18 protein-coding genes are annotated in these 24,739 nt (G+C 37.4%); 3 read left to right on the top strand and 15 right to left on the bottom strand.

Going from position 1 to position 24,739, the window contains the following annotated elements; translation table 11 throughout:
• Nucleotides 1-18: 18 nt before the first annotated feature.
• Nucleotides 19-711: a DUF8580 domain-containing lipoprotein gene (locus JTI58_RS13090; RefSeq protein WP_205441524.1), complete on the top strand. Its 693-nt coding sequence runs from the start codon at nucleotides 19-21 to the stop codon at nucleotides 709-711.
• Between the two features lie 83 nt (nucleotides 712-794).
• Here the strand turns inward: JTI58_RS13090 and JTI58_RS13085 are convergent, their stop codons facing one another.
• On the bottom strand, nucleotides 795-1,241 hold the full coding sequence (locus JTI58_RS13085) for a MarR family winged helix-turn-helix transcriptional regulator (RefSeq protein WP_205441522.1): 447 nt from the start codon (nucleotides 1,239-1,241) through the stop codon (nucleotides 795-797).
• 122 nt (nucleotides 1,242-1,363) lie between these two features.
• Entirely contained in the window at nucleotides 1,364-2,731 is a 1,368-nt protein-coding gene (locus JTI58_RS13080) for an ATP-binding protein (RefSeq protein WP_243456019.1), read from the bottom strand.
• Between the two features lie 310 nt (nucleotides 2,732-3,041).
• Here JTI58_RS13080 and JTI58_RS13075 point away from each other — a divergent pair, with 310 nt between their 5' ends.
• Nucleotides 3,042-4,781 carry a B12-binding domain-containing radical SAM protein gene (locus JTI58_RS13075; RefSeq protein ID WP_205441518.1) on the top strand — a complete coding sequence of 580 codons (1,740 nt, stop codon included), beginning with the start codon at nucleotides 3,042-3,044 and terminating at the stop codon, nucleotides 4,779-4,781.
• A gap of 340 nt (nucleotides 4,782-5,121) precedes the next feature.
• On the opposite strand, the gene JTI58_RS13070 is transcribed toward JTI58_RS13075, so the two are convergent.
• The 7 genes from JTI58_RS13070 to JTI58_RS13040 all read right to left on the bottom strand — a co-directional run bounded on the left by JTI58_RS13070 (nucleotide 5,122) and on the right by JTI58_RS13040 (nucleotide 16,919).
• A complete protein-coding gene (locus JTI58_RS13070) occupies nucleotides 5,122-6,477 on the bottom strand; it encodes a TrkH family potassium uptake protein (RefSeq protein WP_205441516.1) in 1,356 nt (451 codons plus the stop codon).
• A 111-nt stretch (nucleotides 6,478-6,588) separates the two neighbouring features.
• Entirely contained in the window at nucleotides 6,589-7,344 is a 756-nt protein-coding gene (locus JTI58_RS13065) for a TerC family protein (protein WP_205441514.1), read from the bottom strand.
• A 326-nt stretch (nucleotides 7,345-7,670) separates the two neighbouring features.
• Nucleotides 7,671-8,756: an SDR family oxidoreductase gene (locus tag JTI58_RS13060; protein ID WP_205441512.1), complete on the bottom strand. Its 1,086-nt coding sequence runs from the start codon at nucleotides 8,754-8,756 to the stop codon at nucleotides 7,671-7,673.
• A 19-nt stretch (nucleotides 8,757-8,775) separates the two neighbouring features.
• Complete coding sequence (locus JTI58_RS13055) at nucleotides 8,776-11,829, bottom strand: efflux RND transporter permease subunit (RefSeq protein WP_205441510.1); 3,054 nt, start codon at nucleotides 11,827-11,829, stop codon at nucleotides 8,776-8,778.
• Nucleotides 11,830-12,033: 204 nt separating this feature from the next.
• Complete coding sequence (locus tag JTI58_RS13050; RefSeq protein ID WP_205441508.1) at nucleotides 12,034-13,611, bottom strand: peptide chain release factor 3; 1,578 nt, start codon at nucleotides 13,609-13,611, stop codon at nucleotides 12,034-12,036.
• A 135-nt stretch (nucleotides 13,612-13,746) separates the two neighbouring features.
• Nucleotides 13,747-15,213: a UDP-N-acetylmuramoyl-L-alanyl-D-glutamate--2,6-diaminopimelate ligase gene (locus JTI58_RS13045; protein WP_205441506.1), complete on the bottom strand. Its 1,467-nt coding sequence runs from the start codon at nucleotides 15,211-15,213 to the stop codon at nucleotides 13,747-13,749.
• A gap of 317 nt (nucleotides 15,214-15,530) precedes the next feature.
• The gene (locus JTI58_RS13040) at nucleotides 15,531-16,919 is read right to left on the bottom strand and encodes an aldehyde dehydrogenase (RefSeq protein WP_205441504.1); all 1,389 of its coding nucleotides are present in this window, start codon (nucleotides 16,917-16,919) and stop codon (nucleotides 15,531-15,533) included.
• A 209-nt stretch (nucleotides 16,920-17,128) separates the two neighbouring features.
• Here JTI58_RS13040 and JTI58_RS13035 point away from each other — a divergent pair, with 209 nt between their 5' ends.
• The gene (locus tag JTI58_RS13035; RefSeq protein WP_205441502.1) at nucleotides 17,129-17,284 is read left to right on the top strand and encodes a hypothetical protein; all 156 of its coding nucleotides are present in this window, start codon (nucleotides 17,129-17,131) and stop codon (nucleotides 17,282-17,284) included.
• Between the two features lie 45 nt (nucleotides 17,285-17,329).
• Here the strand turns inward: JTI58_RS13035 and ssuE are convergent, their stop codons facing one another.
• The 6 genes from ssuE to JTI58_RS13005 form a co-directional block, all read right to left on the bottom strand.
• The gene (gene ssuE, locus JTI58_RS13030; RefSeq protein WP_205441500.1) at nucleotides 17,330-17,863 is read right to left on the bottom strand and encodes an NADPH-dependent FMN reductase; all 534 of its coding nucleotides are present in this window, start codon (nucleotides 17,861-17,863) and stop codon (nucleotides 17,330-17,332) included.
• Between the two features lie 166 nt (nucleotides 17,864-18,029).
• Nucleotides 18,030-19,367 carry a dihydrolipoyl dehydrogenase gene (gene lpdA / locus JTI58_RS13025; RefSeq protein WP_205441498.1) on the bottom strand — a complete coding sequence of 446 codons (1,338 nt, stop codon included), beginning with the start codon at nucleotides 19,365-19,367 and terminating at the stop codon, nucleotides 18,030-18,032.
• Nucleotides 19,368-19,616: 249 nt separating this feature from the next.
• Nucleotides 19,617-21,698, bottom strand: a complete 2,082-nt coding sequence (locus JTI58_RS13020) for a catalase (RefSeq protein ID WP_205441496.1) — start codon at nucleotides 21,696-21,698, stop codon at nucleotides 19,617-19,619.
• A 125-nt stretch (nucleotides 21,699-21,823) separates the two neighbouring features.
• Complete coding sequence (locus tag JTI58_RS13015) at nucleotides 21,824-22,399, bottom strand: RloB family protein (RefSeq protein WP_205441494.1); 576 nt, start codon at nucleotides 22,397-22,399, stop codon at nucleotides 21,824-21,826.
• Complete coding sequence (locus tag JTI58_RS13010) at nucleotides 22,396-23,673, bottom strand: AAA family ATPase (protein ID WP_243456018.1); 1,278 nt, start codon at nucleotides 23,671-23,673, stop codon at nucleotides 22,396-22,398. The genes JTI58_RS13015 and JTI58_RS13010 overlap by 4 nt, the downstream gene beginning before the upstream one ends.
• A 103-nt stretch (nucleotides 23,674-23,776) precedes the next feature.
• On the bottom strand, nucleotides 23,777-24,718 hold the full coding sequence (locus tag JTI58_RS13005) for an NAD-dependent epimerase/dehydratase family protein (RefSeq protein WP_205441490.1): 942 nt from the start codon (nucleotides 24,716-24,718) through the stop codon (nucleotides 23,777-23,779).
• Nucleotides 24,719-24,739: the final 21 nt, after the last annotated feature.

Here is a 24,739-nt window from a genome sequence, read left to right as displayed (position 1 = left end):
AGAAAAGGAGGGTTTTTTATGCAAAAAAAATTAGTTTCTATTCTTGCATTATTACTAGCAGCCGTATTAGTTGTAGGTTGTAATACATCTGATAAAACAGGGGATTCAGATGCTCAACAAAATGAGCCATCTAATACTGGTGCCGATCAAAAACCATCTGGAGATGATAAAGCAGGTGAATCAAATGAGGAAGAAGAAGATACTCCTGCATCAAATGATACAAATACAGAGGATACTTCTAAACAGCCACAACAGGATGTGAAATACGTCCAAAATGGTGTAGATAAAACAGAAAAGGCAACTGAATCAGCAAGCGTTAATCAAAGCTATAAACTACAACAGCTTCCTGGTTTTACACTGACACAAGAAGAGCCTGGTAAAGACATGTTAGTGTCAAATAATGATGATGAAGTGTTTATGCGTATTGAGACGATTGAAGCTTCACAATCGAGCTTTGAAGAAGTAAAAACAACTATGCAAGATTATATGAATGCTGTGGGTGATACAGTAGCATTAACTGCTGATGAATTAGCTGCATTCAAAGATGTTCAAAATATCGAGGGTTATGTTGTAGACTACGATACTGAGAAAGTAATTGGGGTTGTTCTTGAAAAAGATGGTCTTATTACAAAATTAACAATTCATGATAATGATGAACAAGATTTAACAGATGCTATGCTTAATATGGCAGCAACTATATCTAAAAAATAATAAAATGCTAAGGACGATAGACATGGTCTATCGTCCTTCCCTTTCTACAAAAAAAGTTGTCTCAAATCAATGAGACAACTTTTTTAATAAGATAAATCCTTTATAGAAAGGCCTATTTTCTTCAACAACGTAATAGCTTGTTCTTTTTCTTCTGGTGATAGCACACTCATTAATTCATGCAAATGCTGTTCGTGTTTTGGGAACAGCTCTCCCATAAATGCTTCACCTTCTGGGGTGATTTCTGCATACGTAACACGACGATCAGCAGGACAAGATACTCGTAATAAGTAACCTCTCTTCTCCAGCTTGTCAATGACATACGTAATAGACCCACTGGCTAACAAAATTTTATTGCCAATTTGCTGTAATGGCTGTCTTCCTTTATGATAGAGAAGCTCTAGAACAGCAAATTCAGTTGGGTTTAAACCATTATCCTGAAATAATTGATGTGTTGTCTCATTAATTGATTTTAGTGCACGTGATAATACAATATATAATTTTAAAGATTGTTTTAGATCTTCTGACGGCATATTCTTTTCCTCTCACTTCGCTCTTTATACATGACATTATAGCGACATTAGAAAAGCATTGTCAAAAGCAATATACGATTTAGAAGGTTTTGTTGCTCATTATGCAACCATTTTTACTCTCTTTATGTTACTAAATAAGCAGAATCTTTTGTGGATACTTCCATTGTATCCATCTGATTAAATGTGTAAATTGGAAATTGCAGATGGAAGCATGTCCCCTTCTGTAATTCGCTACTAACGCCTATTACACCTTCATGCTCTTCAATCACCTTTTTCACGAAAGCAAGGCCCAGTCCTGTCCCTGTTGATTTTGTCGTGTAAAAAGGCTGGAATAGGTTTTGAAGTGTCTTGCTGTCCATGCCAACACCTTCATCTTTTATCATAAGTTCGACAATCGCACAGTCAATCGTTGCCATTTCGACGGTAATCGTACCGCCATTATTCATGGATTCCATTGCATTTTTGATCAGGTTCATCAGCACTTGCTTTAATCGATTCTCGCTGCCGCCAATATATACTTGATTAGAAGTAGAAATATACTGAATCATAATATTTTTCATAAGTGCATCTGGTAGCATAAACTCAATGACTTGCTTTACAATATGATCCAGTTCTAATAATTCCACTTTCATCGTTGTTGGCTTGGACAATACTAAAAGTTCGGATAAGATTTGTTCCATCCGTTGAAGCTCACTGTCAATAACAGAGAGATACATGCGTGATTCATCATCAGCATTCAACTTTAGTAATTCCGTAAAACCTTTTAAAGAAGTTAATGGGTTACGAATTTCATGCGCAATACTCGCAGCCATCTGTCCAACAACATTTAATGCTTGCTGATGCTCGACTTTATGCTGAAGTTGCTTTTTCTCTGTTTCATCATTAATAACAGTGACAATAATATTATTGTATTCATCAAAAATACTGGAAATTTCATAATAGCAAGTTCTGCTCACTTGTGTTTCATCGACTACATGAATGCTTGCATGTTTTTCACCCATTAGTTTAGATAGGTAGGATGTAATTTGTCCTTTTTTCAATGTAAATGAATCGAATATATGTTGATGCGCTTTATGAAGGAGCTGCGAATTTTCAACTTTCAGAAACATTTCTGCATATTTATTAAGCCCAAGAATAATACCGCTAGCGTCACTAACAATGACAGCATAAGGTAAGTAATCATAGGCATTAAAAGATTGCGCTCTCTCATGTGCTTGACTAACATATAATTTATGAGCAACATCATCATTTAATGTTGAAATTTGCGCAACGATTTCTTCTGTATTGGGATCGTAAAAACATTTGAAAGATAACATTTCGTAGTCATTTCCAACTGTGCGAATATTGAAAATTTCTTCTGAACGTAAATCATTTTGTAACTGTTTGACGAACTTAGTCCATTTAAAATTAGATGGCTCGTCCATAGCTAAATAGCCAATATACGTTAAATTAAGATTAAAAAGTTTGATAGCAGCCTCATTGACGTTCAAAATTTTCCCTGCTTTATTGAGTATAAGTGTTGGTGACGAAGTACTTTTCATAAGATTTCCAAAACATTGATTAATATCATTTTGCTTCAACTTTCTCACCGAACCTTTCAAAAGAGTAAAAAACCTCTAAATCGAATTTTGAGTCTTTACTATACTTTATGACCGCACGATTCTATTATTACAAAATTTAGTAAATTTAAGTATTTTAAATTATTTCACGAACCGTTCACAAAATAAATAGGTAAAAAGAATTATATTGTATGTCAGATACTTGACTGCTACAATAGGATGTTGAAAGGAAGATTATTGCATGAATACTATTTTAACTACTTTAAATGCAAAGTATATTCACACAAATTTAGCATTGCGCTATTTAAAAGGCGCAGCTTTACCGGAGTTTAACCCAATTATAGCAGAGTATACTATTAAAGATCCTGCTTTTAATATTGTATCAGATTTATTCCAAAAAAAACCTGATATTGTTGGATTTAGTTGCTATATTTGGAACATCGAAGAAACGATTCACGTTATTAAAATGTTAAAAACGGTCTGTCCAAATGTTAAAATTTTGCTCGGAGGGCCTGAGGTTTCTTATGATTCTCACCATTGGTTACGTCGAATACCTGAGGTAGACTTCATTGTGATGGGTGAAGGAGAAACTTCATTTAAACAATTACTGCGCTACTTTAATGGTGACATATTACTGGAAGATGTTCCTGGTATTTGTTATTTAGAGGGCGAGAAAGTCAAGATTCACGCTATGCCACCTAAAATTGATTTGCGTGAATTACCAAGTCCTTTTCGTTTCGAGGAGGATCTTCCCTATCTAGGTAAACGAATTCAATATATTGAAACAAGTCGAGGCTGCCCATTTAGCTGCCAATTTTGTTTATCTTCTATTGAAGTGGGCGTCCGATACTTCAACCGTGAAAAAATAAAAGAGGATATTCGTTTCTTAATGGATAACGGAGCTCGAACAATTAAATTCGTGGATCGTACCTTCAATATCAGCCGTAGCTATGCTATGGAAATGTTCCAATTTTTAATTGATGAACACAAACCTGGCGTTGTGTTCCAATTTGAAATCACGGCCGATATTATGCGTCCTGAAGTAATTCAATTCTTAAATGACAATGCACCAAAAGGTTTGTTCCGTTTCGAAATAGGTGTTCAATCGACGAACGATTTAACAAATACTCTTGTGAAACGTCGTCAAAACTTTGAAAAACTAAAGCGAACAGTAACAATGGTGAAAGATGGCGGAAAAATAGATCAACATTTAGATTTAATTGCTGGATTGCCAGAGGAAGATTATGCAAGCTTCCGTCAAACATTTAATGATGTTTTTGCAATGCGGCCAGAGGAATTGCAGCTTGGATTTTTAAAGCTTTTACGCGGTACTGGTCTTCGTTTAGAAGCTGAAAAGTTTGGCTATACCTATGTGGATCTATCTCCTTACGAAATCTTTTCAAATAATGTTCTAACATTTGATGATATCGTTCGCATTAAACATGCTGAGGATGTTCTTGAGAAGTATTGGAATGATCACCGTATGGATCATACGATTGAATACTTAGTGACAGAGGTCTTTGATACACCATTTGATTTCTTCCAGAATTTTGGGACGTATTGGGAAACAAAAGGCTGGTCTCGTATTGGCCATCAGCTGGAAGATTTATTCCGCCGTTTATTAATGTTTTTAGAAACTATTGAAGATGTGAATTTAAACATTGTCCAGAGTTTAATGCAGCTTGATTATTTAATGGCTCAGCAGTTCCAACCACGGAAGCTATGGTGGAATGAACGTCCAACAGAAGACCAACAAAAGGCCCTTTATCATGCCTTACGAGAAAATCCAGCTATCGCTGGTGAGGAATTTGCTAACTTTAAGTTATCTGAAAAAGAGTTGTTTAAGCATACCTTGATCATCCCCCACTCTCTTGACTATCAAGATTTCATAAATGGCAAAATTGTACCAAAAAATGGCTATCTGTTAACCTATTTCCGTCATGGTCAAGCGCCCTATTTTGCAACAATCTACTCTAAATAATAAGAAAAGCTAGTCCTGTAATAATTATCAGGACTAGCTTTTTTTCTTACTTAAAACATTCTTAAATCCTCAAAGTAACAATAAAGACTGTAAAATTTGTTCTTTCTCCATATCATTCGTTCCGTTAGTTAAGTATTCATAGCTAGCCTTATCAATATAGGCTAAATTACTTAAACAAAAACTGTTAAAACTTTGTAAAAATACCCAAAAAATGAATTGTTCAATCAGGAAAAATAATTTTAAATTTTTTGAATATTTTATGACAACTTCATGTTTTTATACTTTTTATGGAGTATACGATGGGATGATTACCTATTAAGCATCATATACTCCTTAAGATTTACCCTATAATTACTCTTTCTTTTGGATAGTGGAAGCCTGATTTTTTACCTCTTCCTCCACCCCCAAGTGTGTAAAGGAATGAAATTAATCCAACTCGACCAATAAACATTAAAATAATGATAATGATTTTACCAATCACTGATAAATCGGATGTTATTCCTAACGACATCCCACATGTACCGAACGCTGATGTGATTTCAAAAATAATCTGAATAAGGGATGCTTGTGGCTCTGTTATAAGCAAGATAAGGGTTGCAACTAACACCATGAAAAAGGCTAATAAAATAACGACAAATGACCGGAAAACATCAATTAAATGAATTTCTCGACCAAATACTTGAATATCCTCTCTTCCCCTAGCAAAGGTAATTAAGAATAAAATGGCCAAGGCAAAAGTTGTGGTACGAATCCCTCCACCAACTGAACTTGGTGAAGAACCGATGAACATCAGGAAGCTCATAAATATATCGGTTGCTTCGCTAAATGTCGTGACATCATAAGTTGTCAATCCAGCTGATCTTGTTGATACGGAATGGAACATCGCTGAAAATAGTGCTTCATGCCAAGACATTTCCTTAAAAGAATGGAAAGATTCAAGGAGTAAAATGACAAGCGCACCAACTATAAATAAAATGGCGTATGTTGAAGTAGTAATTTTAGTAAACAAACTAAAACGAAAATTCTCGCGTCGATTAAGTAAGAAAGTCTTCAATTCAATTAATACTGGAAAGCCGATAGCTCCTAATACGATCAGTACCATGGTAACCATTTGTACAAAATAATCATCATGGAATGGCAGTAAGCTCATTCCCGTAATATCGAAACCACCATTTGTTGTAGCAGAAATAGAAGCAAAAATTCCATGTAAAAAGGCTTCTTCTAATGTATCAAAGTAATTGGTAAAATGTAGCGTTAAAATAATCGTACCTGCTAATTCAATGCCAAATAAAATTTTTAAAATTTCGCGGATTAATTTAACAACACCAGAGACACTGTACTGGTTATGATCTATCATGATTAACTGGCGCTCACGCATGCCAATTTTTTTCCCAACTAGCAACCACACAAAGGTACCAAGTGACATAATACCAATGGCGCCTAACTGTAAAATAACAAGAATCATTATAAGCCCAAAGGTCGTATAAGTTTCCGAAATATTAATCGTCGTTAACCCCGTGACACTTACTGCACTGACTGCCGTAAACAAACTATCTAAAAAAGAAACTTTTACACCTTCTTGATGAACGCCTGGAAGCCGTAATAACAGGAAGGAAATCGCTATCGCTATAAAATAATAAGAAACAAGTACCTGAAATGGTGTGACTAGTTTATTTGATGATTTTTTCCAAGGCACTTTAACAACTCCTCCCACATATGATGCCCAACTAGATAGATTATAGTATAGAAAAAATACATAAAAAAAGAAAGAGGAATAGTGATAACTATTCCCCTAACGTTCATGTACTTATTTTTTATTTCGAACACCGACTAAATAGCCTGCAAATGCAATACCTACTAGGACAATCCAGAAGGTTAACTCCCATGCAGTGGAATGTGGAAATTCCTTAGGTAATATCCCTACCTTTTCATGAGCCAATGTTAAGACAACCAGCTTCACACCTACCCAGCCAACGATTAGAAATGCCGCTGTTTCAAGTGAAGGATAATCATTTAATATTTTTACAAACCATTGTGCTGCAAAACGCATCATAATAACGCCGATAAATCCACCAAGGAGCATCACAATAAACTGCCCGCCATTGATACCGCCAATATCAAATCCGCCTAAGTGTGGCAAAGTTACAGCAATTGCAACGGCTGCAAGCATCGAATCAATAGCAAAAGCAATATCTGCCGCTTCTACCTTTAGGACGGTTAACCAGAAACCAGAACCCTTTTTTCCAGCTTTTTCAGTTTGTTCTTCTTCTTCATCCTTATGTTTACGCAAATCATATATATTTTTCGCAGACATAAACAATAGATAAGCAGCACCGACCGCTTGTATTTGCCAATAATTTACCAATACCGTAATAACAAACAGCGCGGAGAATCGGAAAATCAGTGCCCCAAATAGTCCATAAAATAACGCCTTTTTTTGCTGCTCTTGTGGTAAATGCTTGACCATAACAGCCATTACTACCGCGTTATCAGCTGCAAGTAATCCCTCTAATACAACTAGGACAATTAATACCCAGCCATATTGTAATAAAATTGCTTCCATTCTAGTGCCTCCTCTAAGCTCTATATACCCACTATGACCATTTCATCCAATTACAAAAAGAAAAAAACCCCTGCCCTAATTCAGGCAAAGGTCTCGCTAAGTAAATTCATACCCTATTTCTTTAAGGTACATTAATCTACACGTCATACGTATAGAGCCATTCACTATCACACCCGATGGTAAGTACCATGTCTTGACGAATGTGAAACCAGGTAAAGTTAATTGCCTGTTAGCTACTCCCCTTTGACAAATTGTCGAAGGTATCTTCTTTCAAATATTATAGCACTATCATTTACAGCTGACAAAAATATCTATATGTTTTTTCTTTACTTAATCTGAATTTGATAGCTCTTATCTTCTTTATGTGCTAAATAAAACTCAATCATTCTTGGCATCGTCTGTATAAAATCGGGGCATGTAATACCGCCCTTTTGTAAAATATGATGTGCTTCAGTCGTATCAAATGTGGCATTCCATGTTAAATAATCTAATGTTTCTTGTTCGACACCTAATTTTTTTCGAATAAACGGAAGCTGTAATGATAGTTTCGCCAATATAAATGGTAAACGTCCTTTTGGATAAGAGTTCGTAACTAGTTTCACCATTGTACGGTATACTTCCTGTACAGGGTGAGGATTTGGATCAGTTAAATGAAGTGTCTTCCCTTCTGCACCCTGCTCGTTTACCAGAAAAGTAGAGGCATTTAAAATATAGTCGACTGGCACTACATTAATCGTCGATGTAGATTGACCAATATACGGAATAAAAGGTAAACTCTTTAAACGTTCCACTAAGTTTAAAAAGAAATAGGGACCATCAAATTTAATGGTTTCACCCGTTTCGGAATGCCCCCGCACAATTCCAGGTCTAATAATCGTCAGTGGCAATTCTGATTTTAAATCCTCTACTCGAAGCTCAGCCTCATACTTTGTTTCCTCATAGTGGTTTTTAAATGCTTTAGGTCGGATCAATTCATTTTCACGCAGTAGTCCCTCTCGTATACCAGCCACATAGGCAGTACTAAAATACATATAGCGTTGTAAATTTGGTAAGGTGCGGGCAAAATCATTCACCATTGTTGTCCCATGAACATTTACTTTCCACGCAATATCACGTGGCACAGCTAAATCATAGATTGCGGCTAAATGCCAAAGCACTTCGATTTGCGGTACAATTTCTTTGAGGGTTTGATTGTCTAATCCCAGATTTGGTAGTGTAATATCGCCCTCCACGATACGAATCGAACAGTCAGGAAACTCCTCTATCAGTTTGTTTTTTTCCTTTTGTGCCTTGATGATTTCACCTGTCAACACGATTGCAATCACTTGTTGCGTCTGTTTCTTTTGGAATAATGCTCGAATTAGTTGACTCGAAATGAAACCAGGAAAACCAGTAAAAAAATGAACCTTCATCTTTCTTTCCCCCTTGAATCTAGCGCATCTTTCTTGTTTCTTTATCCATTAAACTGTAGATAATCGGTACAATATACAGCGTTAGTAATGTTGAAGTCACAAGCCCTCCGATTACAGCAATTCCCATTGGTTGGTTCATCTCTGTTCCTTCTCCAATGCCAAGTGCGAGTGGTAATAGCCCTAAAATAGTCGTTAACGCTGTCATTAAAATTGGACGTAGACGATCTTGGCTAGCGAGTAAAATTGCCTCATAAGCTGGCATACCCATTGCCTTTTGCTGATTAATATAATCGACAAGTACGATGCCGTTATTCACGACAATTCCAACAAGCACTAAAATACCAATAACAGAGGTCACACCAATTAAAGTATGTGTTGCGAACATAGCGATCGCCACACCAATGATCATTAATGGGACAGTAAACATGATAACAAATGGATATTTAAATGACTCAAATTGAGCCGCCATCACAATATAAACAAGTACGATTGCTAGCATCACTGCTAATAGCATATCATCGATTGCACTATCATAAAGCTCTCGATCCCCACTGAACACAACTTGAGTGGTAGGTGGCAAATTGACATGTTCTAAGGCTTTATCTACTTTTGCAGAAATTCCTCCCAACGATTCCTTTGTTTCATAATCTACAAAAAAGGCCACTGCTGCTGCTTGATCGGAACGACGAATGGATACGGGACCCTCTTGTATAGATACAGTAGCGACTTCCTCTAATTTAACAAATAAGCCTGCTGGCGAACGAAGCTGCATAGCTTTTAGCGCATCTATACTAGTATTAAATGTCTGTCCATAGCCTGTATAAACGGGTAATACTGCGCCGTCCTCAGTAATTAATTGGGACGTTAATTGACCTTTTGTCATTTGATTCACAGTTTGAGCGATTTGTGCTGGAACAAAACCGTAGTCTTTTGCTTTTTCTCGATTAACCTCAATTTGAATCTCTTGAACAGTATTATCTAAATCTGTAGAGACATTTGTGACTTGCTGAATCGCTAGAAGTTCCTGCTGCACTTTCTTAACAGTCTGCTGTAGCCTTTGTTCATCGGAGTCTGTTAAGCGGAGTGTTAAGGTGTGTGGTGACGAGCCTGTAGCTGTTGATACATTAAAAGTAATTTCTGCTTGCTCTCCAAGCTCTCCCTGTATATCTTGTTCTAGCTCTTCCACAAATTCGAAAATGGAACGTTGCCTTTCTGCTAATGGCACAAGTTTTACATACATTTCAGCTTGGTTGGCGCTAGTTTGTCCACGTGCCTGAGATTGTTGTGTACCGCCAATTAAACTAACATAAACATCCACATCTTTTTCCTGTTTCAAACGTTCCTCAATTTGCTTAACAATCTTTTCTGTTTCCGATACAGCAACACCTTTTTCAAGATTGACACTTATAGAAGTGAATCCCTCATCGGTAGGCGGTAAAAACTCAGTACCTATTCGAGTCAGCCCAAATAAAGATAGACTAAAGCAAACTACTGTGAAAATTAGTATGAGCATTCGATGCTTTAATACCCAGACAATTGAATTTTTGTAATGCCGATAAAATTTGGACTTACTGCGTTCTACATAAAAATTACTGTTTTTCATTTTTAAAAGTCGACTTGCTAGCATCGGCACGACCGTCAACGCCACTACTAGAGATGCAATTAAGCTGAACGAGATTGTTAAGGCGAACTCTGTAAAAATTTGACCAATCAATCCTTCGATGAACATGACAGGAATGAATACTGCTATTGTTGTTAAAGTGGAGGCTGTAATCGCAAGGGCTACTTCCTTTGTTCCTTCCTTTGCTGCAGTAATGGGGTCCTTTTCTAATCCTAAGTGTCTTTCTATATTCTCAATAACGACTATGGCATTATCCACAAGCATACCAATCCCAAGTGCTAAAGCTCCTAATGTCATAATATTGAGGGAAAAATTCGCAAAAAACATCAACACAAATGTCACAATAACCGAATAAGGAATGGCAACACCAATGATGATCGGACTCTTTACACTACGTAAAAAAACAAATAGGATGAACATCGCAAATAATCCACCTAATAGTAAGGAAGAGCCGATGTTGCTAATTGCTAAATCTACATAATTACCTTGATCAACAAGAATATCTGCTGTGATTCCTTTATACTGTTCTTTTTTTAGTAATGCCTCTAAGGCCTTCTGAAACTCCTTCGAAACCTCTGCCGTATTTGCACCAGATTCCTGTAAAACAGACATAAGGACTGCTGGATGCTCATTAGCACGTGTTGTTGTAAGAGATTGTTGTTCTGTCCTCTCGACGGTTGCAAGATCACCAACGGTTAGCAATTCGCCCGTTAAAGGGTTCACCGAAACAATTAAATCGGCTATGCTTTCAGGTGATGATAATGTACTCACAATACGTGTTGATAGCATTTTGCCATCATCTGTTGAAACAGGCTCACCAGGTAGCGACACATTATTCGCTTGAACTATTTGCATCACATCTGTTTGTGTCAAGCCTTTTTCAACTAACTTTGCTTCGTCTAATGTTATTTGGATCTCTTCAATCAATTTGCCAGAAACATTCACACTGGCAACACCCTCTGTTCGTAGCAGCTCTTTCTCTAAGTGCTCAGCTAATAAACGTACATCTACTTGATTATTTTCCGCACGTAAAGACAGCTGAATAATGGGAAATTGAGACGGATCGAATTTTAGAAAACTAGGCTTGCCAGCATCATGAGGCAGTGGGGTCATATCAATTCGCTGTAAAATATCGAGTTGGACCACTTCCATATTAGTGGACCAGTTGAACTCAAGCACAATTAAATTGGAGCCTTCTTGTGAGGTTGATTGGATTTTCTTGATGCCAGGTAAGGTGGCAAGTGTAGCCTCTAATGGCTTCGTTATCTTCTCATTTACCTCCGTCGGGTTTGCCCCAGGATATGAGGTGACAACCACACCAATAGGAGGATTTAACTCTGGAATTAATGTAATCGGTATTTTTAATAAAGAGACACCACCTAGTATGATGACAAAAAGCATAGTAACAATCGTAAAGACAGGTCTTTTAATGGAAAAATGACTAATATTCATATATAAACAAACTCCTTTTTCTACCTCTTCCTTTCTATGATAGCCGAAAAGGAGATTATTTTATAAATAAGCTAGGCTCCCTTTAGCGAAATAATATCCTTAAAAGAAACTTACATTTCCTAATAATGTATATATTCTACAAACAGTGTCAATTTTCCTTGCAAAAAAACACGAATCGCAAAATTGTCGATTCGTGTTTCATGATTATAGAAGGCTATAAAGTTTAATGTTTTCGTTTTTATCGGCAAACCATCGCATAGCAAACTCATTTTCAAATAGGAAAACAAGATTGTCAAAACGGTCTTTCACGAGCATGGAGCGACCTGAGGACATAGACTCTTTAACATCCTCTTCATTTTCAATCCAACGTGCGATTTTGGAACCAATTGGCTCCATTCTTACTTCCACATTGTATTCATTTTTCATACGATGCTCAAATACTTCAAATTGTAATTGACCAACTGCTCCAAGGATAACTTCTTCTGTATGCAGCGTTTTATAGTATTGAATGGCACCCTCTTGTACTAATTGTAAAATCCCTTTATGGAATTGCTTTGATTTCATAACGTTCTTCGCTGTTACACGTACGAATAATTCTGGTGTAAACTGTGGTAATTTTTCAAATTGGAATGTTTTCTTGCCACCTACAACAGTGTCTCCAATTTGGTATGTTCCTGTATCATATAAACCAATAATATCTCCAGCAACTGCTTCATCTACTGTTTCACGATCATCTGCAAGGAACTGTGTAGATTGCGTAACTTTAAAGGATTTCCCAGTACGAGATAATGTCATATTCATTCCACGCTCAAATTTACCAGAAACAATACGTACAAAGGCAATACGGTCACGGTGGGCAGGATTCATATTGGCCTGAATTTTGAAAATAAAACCTGAAAACTCATTATGCTCCACAGGATCAATGAACTGCTCATCTTCAGTAATTCTAGGCTGAGGTGTCGGTGCAAATTGTAAGTATGTTTCAAGGAAGGTTTGAACACCAAAGTTCGTTAATGCTGAACCAAAGAATACAGGTGTTAATTCCCCACGACGAATTTTTTCCTCAGAATACGCATTCCCAGCTTCATCTAGAAGGAGAATATCGTCCATTGCTTGTGAATAATAAGAAGTCACTTTCATTGGATGCTCCACAGCAAGCTCTCCATTGTCATCTATTGGTAAGAAACGTTCAGCTTCATCTGTACGGAATTGTTCAATGCGTTTATTATAACGATCATAAATACCAAGGAACTCTTTACCCATACCGATTGGCCAGTTCATTGGATATGCGTTGATACCTAGTACCTCTTCAAGCTCTTCAATCAACTCAAGTGGTTCTTTCCCTTGACGGTCTAACTTATTAATAAATGTAAAAATAGGAATGCCACGCATTTTACAAACCTTAAATAGCTTTAAAGTCTGAGCCTCGATCCCTTTGGCAGCATCCACTACCATGACAGCACTATCTACAGCCATTAATGTACGATATGTGTCTTCTGAGAAATCTTGGTGACCAGGGGTATCCAAAATATTCACACGAGAGCCGCTATAATCGAATTGCATGACGGATGAAGTAACCGAAATCCCACGTTGTTTTTCGATCTCCATCCAGTCTGATGTTGCAAACTTACCTGTTTTTTTCCCTTTGACTGTACCTGCATCACGAATGGCACCACCAAAAAGTAAAAGCTTTTCTGTAATCGTCGTTTTCCCAGCATCAGGGTGACTGATAATGGCAAAAGTACGACGCGATAGTATATCTTTTTCTAAATTTGAATTCATCTCGTCATTCTCCTTTTTTCATACTTAATAATAATAAAAGAAGACTTGCCTTTCGTACAACCTTTTTACATGAAATCTCCAAAAAGAAAACCCTCTAGTTACAACTAAAAGGGTTTCCTAATCACTTAGCTTTCATCATACGAATTTTAATCGGCCAGCTTCTATCGCAATTTCTGCATCACTATGTGGGAATTTTGTATTTTCGATAATTTGATAATCCTCATGCCCTTTACCAGCAAAAATAATCATGTCACCAGGTTCAGCAATTTCAATAGCATGGCGCACTGCTTCTGCACGATCCCCAATACAAGCATAATTGTCATGAAGCATACCTTTGGCAAGGTCGCCTGTAATACTAGCATAGTCTTCATAGCGTGGGTCATCTGTTGTCAAAATGACATATTCCGCAGCTGACGCTTTCTCAGCCATGGCAGGACGCTTCGATTTATCTCGATTACCCCCTGTTCCAACTAAGAAAATAAGCTTGCCCTTTTTATAAGGTTGTGCAGCTTCAATCGCCTTTTCAATAGCATCTGGCGTATGCGCATAATCAATAAAAATTTGTACAGGTAGATCTGAACATACTTTCTCCATACGACCTTTAACTGGTGGTAGTTGCTCAATTTGCTCAATAATAGACTCCATTGAATAGCCACGACCATAAAACGCAATCATGGCTGCCAATACATTATAAATGTTAAATTCCCCAAGTAAATTCATTTTTACGCGATAAATTCCTTCGGGCATTTCCACGTCAAAAGATGTCATATAATCGTGATACTCACAGTTAATGGCACGGAAATCAGCCTTTTCATTTTTTAAACCATATGTCCACACTGGAAATGGTGTCATGGCGGCATACCGCTCTGACCAAGCATCGTCAGCATTCAACACAACAAATTTATTTTTTTCTAAATCTTGTCCAAGTTGGGAGAATAATAAGCCTTTTGCATGGCCGTATTCCTCCATCGTACCATGGAAATCAAGGTGATCATGCGTTAGATTCGTAAAAATAGCGATATCATAATCAACACCTGCTAAACGCCCAAGTGCTAACCCATGTGATGAAACTTCCATTGTCATTAAACGACAGCCTTCCATTTTTGCTCGGAAAATCATTTGTTGTGTCGATAACGCATCACTCGTTGTATTGGCTGATTCATATAAAATACCATTTAAATTAAAGCCAATTGTGCCGGATAAGGCCGATTTTTCGCCCATACCATGCATTATATTTTGGATAATTCCTGTTACGGATGTTTTACCATTCGTTCCAGTTACACCAATCATCGTTATGTCCTTAGAAGGATAATCAAAGAACTTTGCAGCTAGTAAACCTACTGCGCGATCTGTATCTTGCACAATCACTTGTGCAATCGTTTCTCCTAGCGGTAATTCACGCTCCGTTACAACAATTGTTGCGCCGCCATCTACAGCCTTTTGCGCATAATCATGCCCATCTACTGTATAACCTTTGATACAAACAAACATGCTATTTGGTTGCACACTTCTTGAATCTACTACGATATCGCTAACCTGATCTGGCAGCACGCCAATTATTTTTTTCAAAGGTAATGCGCTTAACAATTCCTCTGCATACATTTCATAGTCCTCCAATCAATCTCTACACTCATATCATCACCCTTAACAATCGACAAAAAACGACAATATGAATTCCCCCACATTCTATTGAACTTATTTTACTACTTATTTCATGATAAATAAAATGCCTCTGTTGTGTTTTTTCAACGAAAACGCTTTCATTTGAACAAAAAATCATGTTTTCTTCAAATTTTTATTTATAATCACCAATCGGCATTTTTCGACATAACGAGAAAGGTTTATTTAGAGAACAATCTTCTATGCATATGAGACTTATTCTTAAAATGGAGGCATCATAAGATACCCCCATTGTTTGGCTATTTCATAATTGAACGCACAATTTTCACTTTTTGTTTATATGGTGGGAACAGCACATTTGTCTCCAGTTTGGAAGATTTCTTTAAAATAGATTTGGGGTGTGTAAAGTTTTCAAAGCTCGCTTTGCCATGGTATGCTTTCACGCCAGATGGACCTACACCACCGAATGGTAAATGTAAATTCCCAACATGTGTGATGGTATCATTAATACAGCCTCCACCAAATGGTAATTCTTCTAAAAAGTATTGCATTGCTTTTTCATGTTCTGAGAAGAAATATGCCGCTAAAGGCTTCGGTAATTGGCGAATTTGATGAATGGCAAGTGGCAAATCATTATACATCATAACAGGTAAGATAGGACCGAACAGTTCTTCCTGCATCGAAGGACTTGTCCATTTTACATATTCGACGATTGTAGGTTCAATATATAAATCATCTCGATCCATTCGTCCACCATATGTAATGGCATCACGTTCTTCCACGATTATTTGCTGTAAACGATCGAATTGTTTCAAATTCACAATACGACCGTAATCAGGGCTTTTCAAAGGATTTTTGCCGTAAAACGAACGAATCGTTTCTTTTAAAATTTTCATAAATCGGTCATAAACATCTTTGTGGACAAGTAAATAATCGGGGGCCACACATGTTTGTCCAGTATTTGTAAATTTACCCCATACAATACGCTTTGCCGCTACTTCTAGATTTGCTGTTTGATCGACAATCGCTGGACTTTTACCACCAAGCTCTAAAGCAACTGGTGTCAAACGTTCTGCAGCAGCTTTTGCTACTACTTTACCAACGGCTACACTACCTGTAAAAAAGATGTAGTCGAAGGAAGCATGAATAAGTGCCGTAACCTCTTCCTTTTCACCTTCAACAACACGTACGTAGGAAGAGGGAAACGTTTCCTCAATGATTTTTTTCACAATGGATGCTGTGTGTACAGATGTTTCTGACGGTTTGACGATTGCTGTGTTGCCTCCAACAATGGCACCAATTAGAGGCTCCATTACAAGTTGGAATGGATAATTAAAAGGCCCAATTATTAATGTAACTCCATACGGCTCACGTACAATGAAGCTCTTGCCCATTTGATATTGTATCGGCGTTTTGACTGCTTCTGGTTCCATCCATTCTTCCACATGCTTTACCATATATGAAATACTATCTAATACAATGCCAATTTCTGTCGCATATGCTTCAAATTCGCTTTTACGAAGGTCTAAGTGAAGCGCATTCAATATTTCTTTCTCATATTTCAAAATTGAAGTTTTTAATTTCTTTAATTGCTCTTTTCTAAATTTCACACTTTTTGTTGCGCGTGAAAAATAAAATTGACGTTGCGCTGTAATCATATTTTCCACATCTTGTGACGTAAAATTCATCAATAAAGCACCCCTTTTTTAAAATGGCATACATAGTTTTTTCATTTTGAAACAAACTATCTTTGTCTATACGATACAACATCGAGAGGCAAAAATCCTCTTTCTACATCGAGGGGGTGAAATGGCATATGTGAAAATGAAATGTTTTAGTTTTTTCATCTCGGGAAATATACAACTACATATTAAAACCGAAATGGGGGCGTAGATGAATGACAACAACAACAGGAACATGGTGGGAGTCCATTTTTTCTGGACCATTATCGCATGGAATTTGTGAAGAAAAAATAATGCTATTGCAAGATGAAGCTTTCTTATATCTCTCTACAATACCTGTGGAGAATGAAGAAAATCCAGAAGGAAATTAAAAAATAGCGCATTATAGGATGCCCTATAAATGCGCTTTTATTATTTTAATTAACAATGAATACTTGCTGCAATTGTTCTAACTGTGCTTCAAGTCTGCTGATGGCCTCTTCCTCAATTGCAAAGCCACCCTCTCCCAAACGAATGATTTGTTTATCCACAATGTAAACAGAATTAGTAATGGATGTGGCTCCTAGTACAGCTAAAACTGGCTTTAGTGCATATTCCAATGCCAATAAATGGCTGATTGACCCTCCTACAGCTATAGGTAGTATAGCCTTATCAAGCAAGGCTTTTTGCGGTAGCAAATCCAAGTAAGTCTTCAAAATACCTGTATAGGATGCTTTGTAAATAGGTGTAAGGATGACAATAAGATCTGCTTCCTTAATCTGTTCATTTTCAGATTGTATTTCCTTACTTGAAAAATTCGCCGTTAATAAATCAGTAGCTGGTAGTTCATGTACATAATTTGAGTGAACCTCTATTCCTTGTGTAATGAAATGATTTTCCACCTTTTCATGAATAGCCGTAACTCTTGAATTTTTTGAATTACTTCCATTAATAATGACTGCTTTTGTCATCTTACCCACTCCCTTTATCATTGTTATTAAAAAAGGCCCCTATTCTACAATTCGACGGATAACCGTTTTGTAAAATAGAAGCCTCTAGATGTCTAGTTAACTTAAATACCTAGTATTCTTATAAAATTAATTTAACATAAATTTCTTGAATGTCAACAGCTTTTTATCATTGGTGAATGGCTTTCCCAAAAACAGCTTTTGCCACATCACCAATATGCTCCGACACTGTCGGATGTGGAAAAATCATTTGTGCAAGTGATTGAGCGGTACCACCAGCATTTTTTGTTGCTAATAGCGCATTAAGCATTTCTGTTGCACCATCCGCTACTACACAAGCACCTAAAATTTGACCATTATCCTTGGATGAAATTAGCTTCACAAAGCCTTCTGTATTCCCCTCCATTAATGCCTTTGGATTAGTCTGCAGTGGCATTTTTATTACAGTATATGGCGTTTTGACCTGCTCTTCTAATAAACCAAATGTGGCAATTTCAGGATGTGTATAAACACATCGAGGGATGCACGATTGATCAATTGGTATTGGCTGGTTGCCCACAATATAATCAACAACGTAAATTCCCTCCGCACTGGCAGAATGCGCAAGTTGATAACCACCCACTAAGTCACCAATCGCATAAATATTCGGCAGGCTTGTCTCAAAATGCTTATTGACTGCGATTAACCGACCATCAAAAGTTAATCCTAATTGCTCTGCAATTTCTGTATTCGGACGACGTCCAGTTGCAAATAAAAGGTTTTCATATGTATAAGAGCCTTTAGATGTATGAATGGTATTGCCTTCAAATTTTTCAAATTGGAAATCTGTCACAAGCTCAATACCAAGCTTCTTCATTTTTTCTCGAATCAGCGGTCTTGCTTCAGCCTCTTCCGTTTGTAAAATATCCTCGCTATGATTAAGCACTGTTACCTTAGTACCGAGGGGTGCTAAACTAAAGGCCATTTCAACTGCAATTACCCCTCCCCCAATAATTGTTAACTGTTCTGGAAGCTCTTCTATATCAAAAAATGTGTCTGTCGTATAGTAGGTAGATGTCTCTAACCCTTCAAATGGTGGGACAAAGGGTTTACTGCCTGTGGCTAAAATAATATCTGTAGCCGTTATTGTCTCGTTCTCGATTGTAATTGTTAAATCCTTTGCGACTGAAGCTTCACCACGATATAAAGTAACATGATTGCTGACAATATAACGCTCAATGTTTGTTAATAGTTCATGAATAATCGTATCTTTCCGCTGCATTAATCGAGGAAAATTAATTTCCACTTTGGGCACTTCTATTCCCCAGCTATTCCCCCGTTTTATTTCCTGCACAAGTTTACTATGCTCCAATAAAATCTTTGATGGTATGCAGCCAACATTATAGCAGGCTCCTCCCAATTTATCTCGTTCAATTAGCGCAACTGTTTTGCCATTCTTTGCTGCATGTATGGCTGCTACATAGCCACCTGGTCCCGCTCCAATAATAGCAATATCAAAATTTTCCATAATTTTCACCTCATGTACCACCATATCATTTGCAAATTTTGAATGCAATGACAGACATAGTAAAAGCCTCTCATTCAATGAAAGGCTTTTGACTTACATAGTATTTGCTTCTCTTTCACGGGTATTTGATTGCTCTCCGCGGGTATTCGACTGCTCTCCGCGAGTATTTGCTTCTCTTTCGCGGGTATTCGACTGCTCTTCACGGGTATTCGCTTCTCTTTCGCGAGTATTCAACACTCATTGCTCTGTTTAATAAATATTTCGTTGCCAAAATCGTTGCTGGGCAATGGCAGCTACAAACTTTTTCGGGAAATCTTTGTTACCTGTCGCTAACACGATGCCTGGTCCTACATTGGCATTCGACATATTGAAGAAGGTTGTGCCAGTTGCAGCAAATCCTATGGGCTTAAAGTGACGATATGCTTCATTTATATAATTGACGATATAAGTATTGAATTTCGCCTGATTACTTGCTTTTACCCCAACAACATATAACGAGTCGAATAATACAGCATCGGTTGTAATAAATGTGTCAGTAGCCGTTAATTGCACACCATTATTCCCTGTCACAACACCTAGTCGATCAGAGATGATGCTGTAGCGTACACCTTGTCTTGTTAAATATTTCAATACTTCCCCGACTTCATTTGCATCAAAGCCATCACCAATTAAGACACCTACTTTCAGTGTATAAGGTAGTTTAATGGTATTGGCTTGGCTCAGTGCAGGTGAAGAGGCTGTTACCTTGGACTGCTCTCCGCTAGGACGATTTACACCAACATTGTCTGCCACTGTTGTAGCCATTGCTTTATCTACATGGACAAACATATCCACTACTTGCTGACGAACTGATTTACTCTTCACTTTTCCTACTTCGAAGCTAAAGGCATCAATAATATGTTGTTTTTCAGGTGGGGACATGCTATTCCAAAAGAGCCTTGCTTGTGAAAAATGATCATCGAAGGATTTACTACGCGCTCTTGTGATTCGCCCCTCAACCTTTTCTTCATAATGAACATATCCTCCTTCTCTTGCAGTAGAAGTGGCTGGTGTATTATTGGCTAGTGAATTTTTATGATAGCTTACCCTACCTAAATTAATCGTCTGTCGACTAAAGCCATTACGTTGATTGTTATGCACAGGGCAAATCGGACGATTAATAGGAATCTCTGCAAAATTTGGTCCCCCTAATCGAATCAACTGTGTATCTAAATAAGAAAAGAGTCGACCTTGTAGCAGTGGATCATTGGTAAAATCGATGCCTGGCACAACATTACCTGGATGGAACGCAACTTGCTCTGTTTCAGCAAAGACATTATCCACATTGCGATTTAAGGTCATCTTTCCAATCTTCTTCACTGGCACTAGTTCCTCTGGCCAAAGCTTTGTCGCATCTAAAATATCAAAATCAAATTTAAATTCATCCTCAGGTTCTAGTATTTGTATACCTAACTCAAACTCTGGATAATCTCCAATTTCGATCGCTTCCCATAAATCTCGTCGCTGAAAATCTGGGTCCTTCCCAGCAATTATCTGGGCTTCATCCCAAACAAGAGAATGCACACCTAACACAGGCTTCCAATGGAATTTAACAAATCTTGATCTCCCCTTGTCATTGACGAAGCGGAACGTATGCACGCCAAAGCCTTCCATCATACGAAAGCTTCGTGGAATGGCACGGTCAGACATCACCCACATTACCATATGTGCAATTTCCTGATTACTGGCTACAAAATCCCAAAAAGTATCGTGTGCGGAGGCAGCTTGTGGCATATCATTGTGTGGCTCAGGCTTTACAGCATGAATTAAATCGGGAAACTTAATGGCATCCTGAATAAAAAAAACAGGTATATTATTACCGACTAAATCATAATTTCCCTCATCCGTATAAAACTTCGTTGCAAACCCACGTACATCACGAGCTGTGTCCATTGACCCTAAGCTCCCTACCACTGTCGAAAATCTGACAAACACAGGTATTTTCTTTTTCGGATCCTGCAAAAATTTCGCTTTCGTATACTCTGCCATGGATTCATATAATTCAAACTCGCCATGTGCTGCAAAACCTCTGGCATGTACAACACGCTCTGGAATACGCTCATGATCAAAATGGGTAATTTTTTCTCTAAGATGAAAATCCTCCATAATTGTCGGCCCACGAACACCTGCCTTTAACGAATCTTCATCATTGGACACCCTTAGTCCCTGATTCGTTGTCATTTTCGTGCCCTCATTCTCGACACGAAACGGCTCAAGTTGATGATCCTTTGCGTTTCCTTCTACATTATTGGATTGATTTGACTTTGAGTTATCCACGCAATCCCCTTTCATACATGTACTGATTTCGCTCCATATACACTATATGTTTTTGAAAAAGAAACATGCATTCATTTCGACAAAGCATTATGTAAAGATAAAAACAGGCTTCTATTTGATCATAGAAAACCTGCTCAATCTTAAAATATGTATCGTATCATTTCATGTATGTTACAGTATGGGTTGTCACGGCTCTCTGTTTCTCGGAGAGCCATCATGTCTGTGCAATTTTTAATCGCTACCTCATGTCGTAATGCAATGGGGGCTATGATGGCTTCATCAGCCTTATGACGGAAATAACGACTCACACCAAGGTGCTGTTCCATTTTGTCATTTAAGACAGCACGGGGATATTTTTCTGTACTGTCGACTTCCTCAAAATGCAACAGTAACCACAATTCAAATGCTTCATTTGTATAGGCAATATGAATATTTTTTTCCTCGCAAAATTGATTGACTTCCTCTAATTGCTTATCGGTTAGATCATCCTTATCAAAAACAATCCACACCTCATCAAAGTATTGATAGCTGGAATCTCGATAAGCATGTTGGGCAAGCTTGATTGCTGATCGTTTAACATTTTTTATTTTGACACTAACCATTTTAGATCGCTTTAAAATACGCATTTGTTCAAAATAAATGCGTTCAGTTTCACCTTCACAATAAATTAAGATGGTTTTACGCAGTGTTCGGCTCCCTTGATGACGTACTCTCACTGCTCAGATACCTCCGCTTCTTCTAAATATTGTTCGGATAAATACTCATTAATGACAGGCGTTGCACCAAATTCCCCTTTCATATACCGTTTCGCATAAGAAAGATCCCCACGTTTCTTTTGTAAATCTGCAAAATCAAATAAGGAGTATAGTTCCGATTCATTTTTAAAGCTTTTATTCACAAACCAAATTTGATCGGATCGTAGTGGCTGATCAAGTAATTCTATTTCATGACTCGTCACGACAAATTGATTACGGCTATTGCGTTTGCTATTCATAATAGCCATTAAAAACTCACAAATCGATACATGGAATGCTGTGTCGAATTCGTCTATAAAAATGGTTTTTCCTTTATTATAAGCATCCACCATCACACATGCTAAATGTAGCATTCGTACTGTGCCCTTAGAATCCATTGTCCAATTAATTGTTTCTGTCCCTATCGGTTTACCTGCTTCATCAAATGATAAGTAATGTAGATCAATATCTACTTCTTGAATCACCTCAGGCGTATCAAACTCATAGCCAATTGTATTTTTCTCTCTGCGTTCCACACGTCTAGCCGTAACATCTTGAATGGAAAGATCTGCAATTTTAAGAAGTTTGATCACTTCTTTTTTAAAGGGCTCCTCTTCAAGTTTACGAATAAGGGGATGACTTGATAACCGATTTGCTTCATCTAGAAACAGAATTTTATGTAAAAACCAATCGAATATCTTTAATGCATCAGGATCATTAAAAACATGCAATACGGATAAAAAGGCTGTATTGTTTCGTGTGTACTTTGTCAATTCCTGCGCTGTTGTTTGGGCTGTTTCATAAGAATATTCTGTACCGTCCCATTGTCTGACAAACAGTTCTTCCTTCATTGACCTATTCGTTTTCACAAGACGTTCATAAAGAACTTGAGAAGCATTATACTGTATTTCATAATCATACAAAGCTCCGTCTAAAAAAAGCGATATCATAAACTCTGTTGGTTTGTCTTGCTGTCTTCCTAACTTAAATGGTTGATAGGGTAAACGTAATTGCTTTACATTATTTAAGTTTTCAAAATTAAAAAGCAAGGAACGCAATACTTTAATAGCCGTAAAAAGATTGGATTTCCCACTTCCATTTGGGCCAAAAATAAATGCACTTTTTACAAGACGAAGTGTATCAAACTGGATTGTGTGGGTATCCTTCCATTTTCGTAGGCGACTTCCCGCAACCATTGAAAATAACGTATCATCTTTATAACTCAAACAATTTTTCACTCTAAAATCTACAAGCATATGTATGCCTCCGTCCGCAACCATTTCTTTAATGAATTATTATACTATAGACATAGAAAAAGACATATTACGCAATGTAATATGCCCACATACTTTATTGCCTTTATCCACTATTTTGTTGAATTTCTGCTAACTTTTCATTTTGTAGCGCATGCAATGTACGTTCGATTCCTTCTGCAAATGAAGTTTTGGGCTTCCAACCAATGGCATTGGCTAATTTGTCATTATTTAAAAACGAGTGTTCAATATCTCCTTCTCGTGCTGGGGCATATTGAATTTCAAGTGGATGATTTAAATGTTGGAGCAGTAAGATGACTTGGTGAATAGACCAAGCCTCATTGGTGGATACATTATACGTACCTTGTAAACGTGCAGATACACCTGCGTAAATAGCATCTGCAATATCATCAACATAAATGAAATCACGCGTTTGTTCACCATCACCATAAATCGTAAAAGGTTTACCTGCCATACTGCTTTTTAACATACTTGGAATCACAGCTGCTTCACCTTGCATTTGCTGTCTTGGACCGAAAACATTGGCAAATCTATAAATGAGAACAGGCAAACGATAATCTTTTTGCCATTTCTCACAGTAGGTTTCGCCAATGCTCTTATTTAATCCGTACATAGATATTGGTTCACAGACATCTGATTCTTCTAATGGAGGATAGTGACTATCTCCATAAACAGCTGCTGAGGAGGCAAAGACAAAGTGCTGTACCTTATACTTGGATGATAAAAAAAGCATTTGGCTGAGCCCAACTATATTGGTCAAAATATCCTTTACTGGCTCCTGGATAGACTGTTGCACGCTCGTTTGCGCTGCACAATGGACGACCACATCAAAGTTTATTTCCTTAAAAAGATGCTCGCAAACCTCATCCTCAACATTTAACAGATAGGATTTATGCTCAAAGTCAACATTCCGTAAATGCCCCGTACTTAAATTATCAATAATATAAACCGTTGCACCTTCTTCAAAAAAACGCCTACCTACTGCACTGCCAATAAAACCATAGCCACCTGTCACTAATACATTCATCCTATCGCCCCCAAAAACAAT

It is taken from the genome of Lysinibacillus fusiformis, assembly GCF_016925635.1.
Taxonomy (GTDB): Bacteria; Bacillota; Bacilli; order Bacillales_A; family Planococcaceae; genus Lysinibacillus; species Lysinibacillus fusiformis_F.
This window is presented reverse-complemented; position numbering and strand designations above follow the sequence as displayed.